General features: G+C 73.8%; 12 protein-coding genes. 4 read left to right on the forward strand and 8 right to left on the reverse strand.

Features of this window, described 5'->3' with window-relative positions; genetic code table 11:
• Positions 1-4: 4 nt before the first annotated feature.
• A complete protein-coding gene (locus NCI01_RS12005) occupies positions 5-643 on the forward strand; it encodes an alpha/beta hydrolase (protein ID WP_254181727.1) in 639 nt (212 codons plus the stop codon).
• A gap of 14 nt (positions 644-657) precedes the next feature.
• Here the strand turns inward: NCI01_RS12005 and NCI01_RS12010 are convergent, their stop codons facing one another.
• Genes NCI01_RS12010 through NCI01_RS12025 form a run of 4 tightly spaced genes read right to left on the reverse strand, consistent with a single transcriptional unit; the run spans position 658 to position 4,902 of the window.
• The gene (locus NCI01_RS12010) at positions 658-1,647 is read right to left on the reverse strand and encodes a uroporphyrinogen decarboxylase/cobalamine-independent methonine synthase family protein (RefSeq protein WP_254181728.1); all 990 of its coding nucleotides are present in this window, start codon (positions 1,645-1,647) and stop codon (positions 658-660) included.
• A complete protein-coding gene (locus NCI01_RS12015) occupies positions 1,644-2,609 on the reverse strand; it encodes a serine hydrolase domain-containing protein (RefSeq protein WP_254181729.1) in 966 nt (321 codons plus the stop codon). Before NCI01_RS12015 ends, NCI01_RS12010 begins: the two co-directional genes overlap by 4 nt.
• Positions 2,606-3,709: a tRNA 2-thiouridine(34) synthase MnmA gene (mnmA, locus tag NCI01_RS12020; protein ID WP_254181730.1), complete on the reverse strand. Its 1,104-nt coding sequence runs from the start codon at positions 3,707-3,709 to the stop codon at positions 2,606-2,608. The genes NCI01_RS12015 and mnmA overlap by 4 nt, the downstream gene beginning before the upstream one ends.
• Before the next feature lie 11 nt (positions 3,710-3,720).
• A complete protein-coding gene (locus NCI01_RS12025) occupies positions 3,721-4,902 on the reverse strand; it encodes a cysteine desulfurase family protein (protein WP_254181731.1) in 1,182 nt (393 codons plus the stop codon).
• Positions 4,903-4,980: 78 nt separating this feature from the next.
• Here NCI01_RS12025 and NCI01_RS12030 point away from each other — a divergent pair, with 78 nt between their 5' ends.
• From NCI01_RS12030 to NCI01_RS12040, 3 genes are read left to right on the forward strand one after another with little or no spacing between them, the layout of a single operon-like run.
• Entirely contained in the window at positions 4,981-6,126 is a 1,146-nt protein-coding gene (locus NCI01_RS12030; RefSeq protein WP_254181732.1) for a hypothetical protein, read from the forward strand.
• Positions 6,127-6,131: 5 nt separating this feature from the next.
• Complete coding sequence (locus tag NCI01_RS12035; RefSeq protein WP_254181733.1) at positions 6,132-6,608, forward strand: HIT family protein; 477 nt, start codon at positions 6,132-6,134, stop codon at positions 6,606-6,608.
• A 25-nt stretch (positions 6,609-6,633) separates the two neighbouring features.
• On the forward strand, positions 6,634-6,957 hold the full coding sequence (locus NCI01_RS12040; RefSeq protein ID WP_254181734.1) for a MazG nucleotide pyrophosphohydrolase domain-containing protein: 324 nt from the start codon (positions 6,634-6,636) through the stop codon (positions 6,955-6,957).
• A 35-nt stretch (positions 6,958-6,992) separates the two neighbouring features.
• Here NCI01_RS12040 and proB read toward each other — a convergent pair whose 3' ends face one another.
• From proB to rplU, 4 genes are all read right to left on the reverse strand, one after another.
• Positions 6,993-8,144, reverse strand: coding sequence for a glutamate 5-kinase (gene proB / locus NCI01_RS12045; RefSeq protein ID WP_254181735.1), 1,152 nt, complete (start codon positions 8,142-8,144; stop codon positions 6,993-6,995).
• Positions 8,134-9,699, reverse strand: a complete 1,566-nt coding sequence (obgE, locus tag NCI01_RS12050) for a GTPase ObgE (protein WP_254181736.1) — start codon at positions 9,697-9,699, stop codon at positions 8,134-8,136. The genes proB and obgE overlap by 11 nt, the downstream gene beginning before the upstream one ends.
• A gap of 87 nt (positions 9,700-9,786) precedes the next feature.
• Entirely contained in the window at positions 9,787-10,041 is a 255-nt protein-coding gene (rpmA, locus tag NCI01_RS12055) for a 50S ribosomal protein L27 (RefSeq protein ID WP_056602771.1), read from the reverse strand.
• Between the two features lie 67 nt (positions 10,042-10,108).
• Positions 10,109-10,408, reverse strand: a complete 300-nt coding sequence (gene rplU / locus NCI01_RS12060; protein WP_056908626.1) for a 50S ribosomal protein L21 — start codon at positions 10,406-10,408, stop codon at positions 10,109-10,111.
• Between the last annotated feature and the right edge of the window lie 135 nt (positions 10,409-10,543).

Below are 10,543 nucleotides of genomic sequence, written 5' to 3' on the forward strand. Positions count from 1 at the left end.
AGTCGTGACCGATCCCTTCCTGACGACCGACGACGTACCGGACGATCCGCGCGCGATGGTCCTGGTCCTCCACGGGGGCAAGCCCCGGTCGGACCGGGCCATCGGCTCGACCAGCGCGTCGTGGCGCCGGGCCGCGTGGCTGCGGCGCTCCATCGTCCCGCAGGCGCACGAGGCCGGCGTCGGCGTGTGGCTCGCCCGCTACCGGGTGCGCGGGTGGAACGGTGGTGCCGGACCGGTGCACGACGCCCGGTGGGCGCTCGACGAGCTGCGGTCGGCCTACGGCGACACCCCCGTGATCCTCCTCGGCCACTCGATGGGCGCCCGGGTGGCGGTGCACGCGGCCGACCACCCTTCCGTCGTCGGTGTGGTCGGCCTGGCGCCGTGGTGGTCCGCGGACGACCCCGTCTCGACCCTGGCGGGTCGCGCGCTCCGGGCGGCCCACGGGCGCCGCGACCGGATCACGTCGTTCCGCGAGACCAGCCGCTACGTCGACCGCGCGCGCACCGTCGCGACGAGCGTCGAGCTCCACGACATGGGCGGGCTCGGCCACTACATGCTGGCCGGCTCCCGGCGGTGGCACGACGTCGCCCTCGGCTCGGTGCTCGAGGTGCTCGCGGCCCAGGTCCCGCGCACAGGTCGCTGACCGCCGCCCGGCTCTCAGAGGTTGCGGGCCACGGTCGCGGAGAGCCGTACGGCGCTCCCCGCCCACTCCGCCGTCGCGCCGGAGAGACCGCAGGTCGGTGTGACCACCAGCTGCTCGCCGACTCCGTCGGGGTCCAGGCCGAGCATGTCGAGCCAGCGCTGGACCCGTTCGGTCGTGCGCACCTCGGAGGCGCCCCCGGCCGGCGTGGTCGACGGGACGACGCCGAGGGCGGCGGTCCGGCCGGACTCGAGCACCTCCGCGAAGGTGTCGAGGTCGGCCGGGCCGAGCATGTCCAGGTCGGCGGAGAGCCCGTGGGCCCCGGTCCCCGCGACGAGCGCCCACGGCGTCTGCGGGGCGCAGGAGTGCACCCACGCCTCACCTCCGCCGTCGACGATGGCGGAGACGACCCACTCCAGGTGCGCCGACGCCTCGGGAAGGTCGACCCTGCGGTGCCGCCCGAAGCCGCTGGCAGTCGGGACCTTGCCGGCCACCACGGCCGCCAGCGCCGGCTCGTCGACCTGCACGATCCACCGGTCGACGCCGCGGACCCGCCGGCGCAGGTCGGCCAGGTGGGTGCGCACCCCTTCCGCGAGCGCCTGTGCGAGCTCGCGACGGGCGCCGTGGTCGGAGAGCACCTTGTCGCCGCGCGGCTTCTCAACCGTGGCGGCGAGGGTCCACGGGCCGGCGACCTGGGTCTTGAACGCGCCCTGGTAGTCCTGGGCCAGCTCCTCGACCGTGTCGAGGTCCTGGGCGAGCAGCGACCGCGCGCGACGGTGGTCGACCCCGTCGGCGTCGGTGAGCCGCCAGCCGGCGGGCTGCAGGTCCGCGCCGAGGCCCTCGACGACCGCGAGACCACGGCCGGTCATCGCGGCCGTGACGCCGCGGCCGGGGACCTCGGGCACGTGCGGCAGGTCGGGCAGCTCACCGAGGACGAGGCGGGTCGCCTCCACGTGGTCACCGTCGGTCGTGCCGGGCATCGAGCCCACACCGGTCGCCCTCGTCATGCCCGGTCCCCTTCGTCGGCCAGCAGGCGGGCGCCGGCACCGTCGACCGAGCGGGTCGAGGCGCTGACGAGCGCGACGCCCACGCCGTGGTCGCGGTCGATGCCGACGAAGGACCGGAAGCCTCCGGTCCCGCCGTTGTGCCAGGTGACGGTGCGCCGCAGGAGCGGCCCGGTCAGCCACCCGGCGCCGATCCGCGTGCGGCCGACCATGGGAGCGACCGGGTCCATCGCGTCGGCACCCACGACGCTCCGGTCCAGCATCGCCCGCAGCAGCAGGGCGAGGTCCGCGGCGGACGAGCGCACTCCCCCGGCCGGCGCGACGGCCTCGTTGGCCCAGGGCTCGACCACGCGACCGCCGCGGGCGAGCGGCGCGACCGCGCCGGGGCGCAGCAGGTCGGCGGACGTAGGCACGTAGGTGTCGGTCATCCCGAGCGGACGGGCGATGCGCTCGGCCACCAGGTCGGCGTAGGCCAGGCCCGCCGCGCGGGCGACCGCGTGGCCGAGCAGCTGGAAGCCGAGGTTGGAGTAGGAGGGCCGCGACCCGCGACGCACCGTGACGCCGTCGAGCAGCGCCAGCAGTCCGGGCAGGTCCTCGCGGTAGGGGTTGCGGCCGTGGCGCCACAGCTCCCACGTGCGCCGCGTCATGTTCGCCCCGGCGACCCGCGGCAGCCCCGAGCGGTGGGTGGCGAGCGCGGACAGCGGGATGCGCGCCGGGCGGGACGGCACGTCGAGGTGGTCGCCGAGCACGGCGTCCTCCGCGACCTCGCCGCGGGCGACGGCGTCGCGCCACAGGAAGCCCGTGATGCCCTTGCTCACCGACCCGAGCTCGACGTCGGCGTGCTCGTCGGCGCCGACGGCACCGACCTCGGCGCCGGCCGGGGTCACCAGCGCGACGACGTACGACGTGTGGCGCGGGCCGAGCAGGGCGCCGGCCCGCTGGGCCAGCGTCGTGGTGACGGTCACGCGCGGGCCTCCGCCCGGCGGGTGGCCGCGATGGTGGCCGAGCCGACGACGCGGGTGCCGTCGTAGATCACCGCGGCCTGTCCCGGCGCGATGCCCTCGGCAGGGTCGAGGAGGTCGATCTCCACCCGGTCGCCGGACACGACGACGACCGCCCGGTGCTCGGCGCCGTGGGCGCGCAGCTGAACGGTGCCCTCGACGCGCTCGGGCACCGTGCCGCACCACCGCGGACGGGTGCCGGAGACGTGGTCGACGGCGAGGCGCTCGCGCGGACCGACCGTGACGGTGCCGCTGACCGGCTCGATGTCGAGCACGAAGCGCGGCTTGCCGTCGGCCGCGGGGACGCCGAGCCGGAGGCCCCGGCGCTGGCCGATGGTGAAGCCGTAGGTGCCGGTGTGGCTGCCGACCGCCTCGCCCGTCGTCACGTCGACGATGTCGCCGCCGTGGTTGGGCGCACGGTCGCCCAGCTTCTCGCGCAGCCAGCCGGCGTTGTCGCCGTCGGCGACGAAGCAGATGTCGTGGGAGTCGGGCTTGTCGGCCACCAGCAGGCCGCGCGCCTCGGCCTCGCGGCGCACGGCCGGCTTGTCGGTGTCGCCCAGCGGGAAGAGCGAGTGCCGCAGCTGCTGCTGGTCGAGCACGCCGAGGACGTAGGACTGGTCCTTGGCGTGGTCGGCCGCACGGTGCATCTCGATGAGGCCGTCGGCACCCGTGCGCAGGCGGGCGTAGTGCCCGGTGGCGACCGCGTCGAAGCCCAGGGCCAGTGCCCGGTCGAGCACGGCGGCGAACTTGATCTTCTCGTTGCACCTCAGGCACGGGTTGGGCGTGCGCCCGGCGGCGTACTCGTCCATGAAGTCCTCCACGACGTCCTCGTGGAAGCGGTCGGACAGGTCCCAGACGTAGAACGGGATGCCGATGACGTCGGCCGCGCGACGCGCGTCGTTGCTGTCCTCGATGGTGCAGCACCCGCGCGCGCCGGATCGGTACGACGCCGGGTTGCGGCTCAGCGCGAGGTGCACGCCGGTCACGTCGTGCCCGGCCTCGACGGCTCGGGCGGCGGCGACGGCTGAGTCCACCCCGCCGGACATCGCGGCGACGACCTTCATCTCCCGGCTCCTCAGCGTGACCTGGCGGCCCGGGCGCGCTCCACCACCGGGCCGATGGCCTCGACGAGCGCGTCGACGTCGCCCGGCGTGGTGGTGTGGCCCAGGGAGAAGCGGAGCGAGTGACGTGCCTGGTCGTCGTCGCAGCCCATCGCGAGCAGGACGTGGGAGGGCTGCGGGACGCCGGCGGAGCAGGCCGACCCGGTCGAGCACTCGATGCCGCGGGCGTCCAGCAGCATCAGCAGCGAGTCACCCTCGCAGCCGGGGAAGCCGATGTGGGCGTTGCCGGGGAGCCGCCCCGGCCCGGCCGGCGCACCGTGCAGGTGGGCGTCGGGCACCACCTCGATGACGCGGCGCACGAGGTCGTCGCGCAGGGCGGCGACGCGCACGGCGTGGTCGTGCTGGTTCTTGACCGACTCCTCGACGGCCGCCGCCAGGCTGGCGATCGCCGGCACGTCGAGCGTGCCGCTGCGGATGTCGCGCTCCTGCCCGCCCCCGTGCACCAGCGCGCTGACGGCCAGGTCGCGTCGTACGACGAGGGCGCCCACGCCGTAGGGGCCGCCGACCTTGTGACCGGTGAAGGTGAGCGCGTCGACGCCGCAGTCGGCGAAGTCCACCGGCACCTGCCCGAGGGCCTGGACCGCGTCGGTGTGCACCGGGATCCCGTGCTCGGCGGCGAGGGCCACCACCTCGTCGACCGGCTGCAGCGAGCCGACCTCGTTGTTGGCCCACATCACCGAGACGAGCGCCACGGACGCCGGGTCCCGCTCGATCGACTCCCTCAGGGAGTCGAGGTCCAGGACGCCCTCCGACGACACGGGGAGCAGCTCCACCTCGGCGCCGTCGGACCCGGCCAGCCAGTGCAGCGGGTCGAGCACCGCGTGGTGCTCGATGGCGGTGGAGAGGATGCGCGTACGTCGCGGGTCCTCGGCGCGCCGGGCCCAGAAGATCCCCTTCAGGGCCAGGTTGTCGGACTCCGTGCCGCCGGAGGTGAAGACGACGTCGCCCGGCCGGGCGCCGATCACGCCGGCGATGGTCTCGCGCGACTCCTCCACCACCCGCCTGGCGCCGCGACCCGACGCGTGCAGCGAGCTCGCGTTGCCGACCCCGCCGAGGTGGCGGGTCAGTGCCTCGACGGCGACCGGCAGCATGGGCGTGGTCGCAGCGTGGTCGAGGTAGACGAGCGGCTGGGTCATGACCTGCCAAGCCTACGGGGCCCCCCGAGCCGCCCGGCGGGAGGATTACCCGGCGAGCCAGTGGGCAGGATGACGACCATGTCGACGCCGGTCCGTCCCGGACTCCACTCCCTGCTCGTCGCGCTGCTCGTCACGCTGCTCCTGGCCGGCTGCAGCGGCGGTTCGTCGGTTCCCTCGGACCGCGAGGACCGGGCGACGGGCGGCACGTCGGAGACCGCCGACGCCGACGCCGACGCCGGGGAGCCCGAGCCGGCGGCCGAGCCGACGGCCGACGTCAACGCGGTCGACAACCTCAACCCGTGCGAGGAGGTCGACCCGGAGGACTGGCGCCCCTTCGTCCCCCCGGGCAAGCGCGAGTCGGTCCGCCTGCACAGCGAGCTGACCGGCCCCATCACCACGCTGAGCGCGATCGGGGCGCTCATCCAGGACGACAACCCCAAGTACGGCTGCATCGTGAGCCACCCGGGCAGGAACGGCCAGGAGGTCGACGTCGTGGCATGGGGGTGGTTCCTCGGGAAGTTCGGGCCGACCGACGTCAACAGGATCCTCGCCCTGGCCGGCGGCGACGCCACCAACCGCACCTATGCCGCCATCACCACCTCGGACATCGCCAGCGTCAACGCCTACGGCTACCACGCCGACGAGGAGGTGGGCTTCTGGGTGATCGCCAGGGACGACGCAGGCCGCCGCTTCCAGGAGCGCGACCCGGCGAAGCGGCAGAGGACCACCGACCGCTTGATCGCCGTCCTCGATGCCCTGTCGCTCGAGCGCGACGCCCAGCCCCGGGTGCTGCTGCCCGAGGCGTGCCCGCGCCAGGACGACCCGCGGGTCCGGGCGGTGATCGGCACGGCGACCACCGCGCGGGGCTCCGACGACGGTGCCGGCAAGGTCCAGTGCCTCTACCGCAACCCCGAGCGCGACCGCGTCCTCCGCCTGACGGCCGGGCCGATCCCGCAGGAGCAGGCCGACGCCCTGGCTGCCGATGCCGCCCGGCCGGGGCAGCGGGCCAACCGCTTCCCGGTGGACGAGGGCGACACCGGGATCGCGATCGTCCCCCGCGGCAGCGGCAACGGCACGGCGAGCAGCGCGCTCGTCCACTCCGACGAGCTCCGGGCGGCCTTCGCCGCCGTCGAGTTCGGCAACCTGGGGGTCAGGGCGCCGGCGGTGCCCCGGCGAGCGGTGATCGAGCTGCTGCAGGCTTTCGACACCGGGGTGGCAGGGTGACCCCGGTGCCCACCCACGAGCCCGCCGGCTACGACTGCCCGTTCTGCCGGCTGCAGCGCGGCGGCCACGACGACCACAACCAGCCGGGCGACGTCGTCGCGGTGACCGAGCTCGCCTATGCGCGCATCTCGCCGAAGTGGTGGTCGGCCAACCCCGGCGCCGCGCTCGTGATCCCGCGCGGCCACCACGAGAACCTGTACGACATCCCCGCCGCCGTCGGCCACGCGGTCTGGGACCTCACCCAGCGCGTCGCGGTCGCGATGCGCACGGCGTACGACTGCGCGGGCACCTCGACGCGCCAGCACAACGAGCCGGCCGGCAACCAGGACGTGTGGCACCTCCACGTCCACGTCTTCCCGCGGCACGCCGACGACCGCCTCTACGAGCAGCACCGGTCGACGCGGTGGGTCACGGCCGACGAGCGCGCGCCCTACGCCGAGCGCCTGTCCGCCGCCCTCGGCCTCCCGCGCGAGCTCGGCTGAGCACCTCGTGGGGCAGGATCACCGCATGGACTTCCAGCAGATGCAGGAGCGGGCGCGCCGGGTCAGGGCCCGCTACGCCGAGGTCGAGGCCTCGGCCTACGGCCGGTCGTGGACCGACGAGGAGATCATGCTCGGGTTCCTCGGCGACGTCGGAGACCTGGCCAAGCTCGTGCAGGGGAAGGCGGGCGTACGTCCTCGCGAGGACCTCGACGAGGCACTCGCCCACGAGCTGGCCGACTGCCTGTGGAGCGTCCTGACCCTCGCCGACGCCTACGGCGTCGACCTGGCCGGCGCCTTCACCACGACCATGGACGAGCTCGAGGAGTCCCTGGCCGAGCCCGGCGCCTGAACTTCCACACGCTCGGGTGGACGTCGATCCGGCGGCTACTGCCGCCGGCGCGGCTGGAGCACCACGAGGTCGTCGCGGTGGATGACCTCGCGTTCGTACGCCGTCCCCAGCGCGCGCTTCAGGTCCCGGGTCGAGCGGCCGAGGAGGGCCGGCAGCTCGTCGGCGTCGAAGTTGACGAGGCCGCGGCCCACCACCACGCCGTCGGGGTCGAGCAGGTCGACGGCGTCGCCCGCGACGAACGCGCCGTCGACGGCGGTGATGCCGGCTGCGAGCAGTGAGGCACCGCGCTCGACGAGCGCCCGCACGGCACCCTCGTCGAGGGACAGCGTGCCCTGGCCCGACGTGGCGTGCGCCAGCCACAGGAGCCGGGTGGGACGGCGCTTGCCCGTCGCCTCGAAGTGGGTGCCGACCTCGGCTCCCGCCAGCACGGCTGCGGCCCGGTCGGCCGAGGTCAGCACGACGTCGATGCCGGCACCGGTGGCGATGCGCGCCGCCTCGATCTTGGTCGTCATCCCCCCGGTGCCGACGCCGGCGGCGCCGGCCGAGCCGATGGTGACCGCGGCCAGGTCGTCCTCGGACCGCACCACCGGGACCAGCCGCGCCCCGGGGCGCGACGGCGGGCCGTCGTAGAGTCCGTCGACGTCGGAGAGCAGGACCAGCAGGTCGGCGTGCACCAGGTGGGCGACGAGGGCCGCCAGCCGGTCGTTGTCACCGAAGCGGATCTCGGAGGTGGCGACCGTGTCGTTCTCGTTGACGATCGGCACGACGCCGAGCTCGAGGAGCTTGGCGAACGTCTGGTGCGCGTTGCGGTAGTGCGCGCGCCGCGTGACGTCGTCGACGGTGAGCAGCACCTGGCCCGTGACGATGCCGTGCCGGGCGAACTCCTCCTGGTAGCGGTGGGCGAGGAGCCCCTGGCCCACGGACGCGGCGGCCTGCTGCGCAGCGAGCCCGCGCGGGCGCCGCTTGAGGCCGAGGGGAGCCAGGCCGGCCGCGATGGCACCCGACGACACCAGCACCACCTCGGCGCCGTCGCCGCGCACGGCGGCGAGCACCTCGACGAGCTGCCGGACGCGTGCCGGGTCGATGCCGCCGGCAGCGGTGGTCAGCGACGACGAGCCGACCTTGACGACGATGCGCCGGGCACCGTCCACCAGGTCTGACCGGGTGGCCGAGCGGTCAGTCGTCACTGCCGTCCCAGTCGGGGTCGTCCTTGCTTCCGATCTCGTAGGACATCGGACCGACCCCGGAGCTGCCGGTGCTGCGGTTGGGACCCTTCGTCCTGCGCTGCTCGTCGAGGCGGCGGGCCACGTCGGCGCGGGCCTCCTCCTCGCTCTTGGACTCCATCGCCTCGGCGATGTCGCGGCGGCGCTCGCGGGCCGGGCGGGTCTCGCGGAGCCGCTCGTCCTCGCCGCGGCGACCGAGCATCTCGGCGCCGGCCTCGATGCTGGGCTTGAAGTCGAACACGACCGAGTTGTTCTCCGGCCCGATGATGACGGCGTCACCCTCCTGGGCGCCCATCTGGGCCAGCCTGACCTCCACGCCGAGCCGGTTGAGCCGGTCGGCGAGGAAGCCCACCGCCTCCTCGTTGCTGAAGTCGGTCTGGCGCACCCAGCGCTCAGGCTTGGTGCCGCGCACGCGCCACCCGTCCTCGGTCTCGACGACCTCGAAGTCGTCGCCGCCGTCGACCGCCTTGGGGCGCAGCACGATCCGCTCGGGCACGGCGTCGGGCGCGACCTCGCGGGACGCGACGACGATCTCGGCCATGGCGAACGTGAGCTCGCGCAGGCCGGCACCCGACGCGGCACTCACCTCGAAGACCCGCAGCCCGCGGCCGCGCAGCTCCTCGACCACCATGTCGGCGATGTCCTGGCCGTCCGGCACGTCGACCTTGTTGAGCGCGACGAGCCGCGGCCGGTCCTCGAGACCGCCGTAGCGGGCGAGCTCGCCCTCGATGACCTCGAGGTCGTCGAGCGGGTTGCGACCGGGCTCGATGGAGGCCGTGTCGATGACGTGGACCAGCGCCGCGCAGCGCTCGATGTGGCGCAGGAAGTCGTGCCCAAGCCCACGGCCCTCCGCGGCGCCCTCGATCAGGCCGGGCACGTCGGCGACCACGAAGGTCGTCTCGCCCGCGGTGACCACGCCGAGGTTGGGAATCAGGGTGGTGAACGGGTAGTCGGCGATCTTGGGCCGGGCCCGCGAGATCGCGGCGATGAGCGAGGACTTGCCGGCGCTCGGGAACCCGACCAGGCCGATGTCGGCGACGACCTTCAGCTCGAGGCGTACGACGAGCTCGTCGCCCGGCTCGCCGAGGAGCGCGAAGCCGGGGGCCTTGCGCTTGGAGGAGGCCAGCGCCGCGTTGCCGAGGCCGCCGCGGCCGCCCTGGGCGACCACCATGGTCGTGCCGTGGCCGACGAGGTCGGCGAGCTCGTTGCCGTCGGCGTCCTTGACCAGCGTGCCGTCCGGGACGGTCAGGACGAGGTCCTTGCCGTTGCCGCCGTTCTTGTGGTCGCCGGCTCCCTGGCCGCCGTTCTCGGCACGGCGCTTGGGGCTGTGGTGGTAGTCGACGAGCGTCGTGACGCTGGTGTCCACCTGGAGGATGATCGACCCGCCCTGGCCGCCGTTGCCGCCGTCGGGACCGCCGAGCGGCTTGAACTTCTCGCGCTTGACGGAGGCCACGCCGTTGCCACCTCGTCCGGCCGCGAGGTGCAGCGTGACCTGGTCGACGAACGTGGGGATGGCCATCAGATTCCTTGCATCGGTGGGTGAAAGCACGAAGGGCGCCCCCAGACAGGGACGCCCTTCGCAGAGGTGCTCAGTGTCGAGGTGACGTCACTCGCCGGGGACGATGTTGACGACCTTGCGACCACGGCGGGTGCCGAACTCGACGGCGCCGGCCTGCAGGGCGAACAGGGTGTCGTCGCCGCCGCGACCCACGCCGGTGCCCGGGTGGAAGTGCGTGCCGCGCTGGCGGACGATGATCTCGCCGGCGCCGACGACCTGGCCGCCGAAGCGCTTCACACCGAGGCGCTGCGCGTTGGAGTCGCGGCCGTTCTTGGTGCTCGCAGCACCCTTCTTGTGAGCCATTGTTCAGTCCTTCTCAGATGAGGAGTCCGGATGAGTGGTCGACCTCGGCGGAGCCGGGGAGGAGCGCTCAGAGGGAGATGTCGGTGACCTTGACCTGGGTGTACTTCTGGCGGTGACCCTGGCGCTTCTTGTAACCGGTCTTGTTCTTGTACTTCTGGATGATGATCTTCGGGCCCTTGGTGCGGCCGGTCACCTCGACGGTCACACTCGCCTTGTCGAGGCCGGTCGCGGTGACCTTGTCGCCGTCGACGACCATCACCACGGGCAGGGTGAGGGTGTCACCGGCGGCGGCCATCGCGTCGATCTCGATGACGTCGCCCACGGCAACCTTCTGCTGCTTGCTGCCACTGCGCACGACTGCGTACACGGCGAGTCACTCTCCTCGATACGGACTACAGGTAGAAAAACTTTCGGGACTGCGCACGACACCGCCTGTTTCGGGCGAGTACGCCGCGGGGCGGGCGCGCAGAATCGGTGCGTCGAACACCGAGGGGCAAGACTA

This window comes from Nocardioides pinisoli (genome assembly GCF_024199985.1).
Taxonomy (GTDB): Bacteria; Actinomycetota; Actinomycetes; order Propionibacteriales; family Nocardioidaceae; genus Nocardioides; species Nocardioides pinisoli.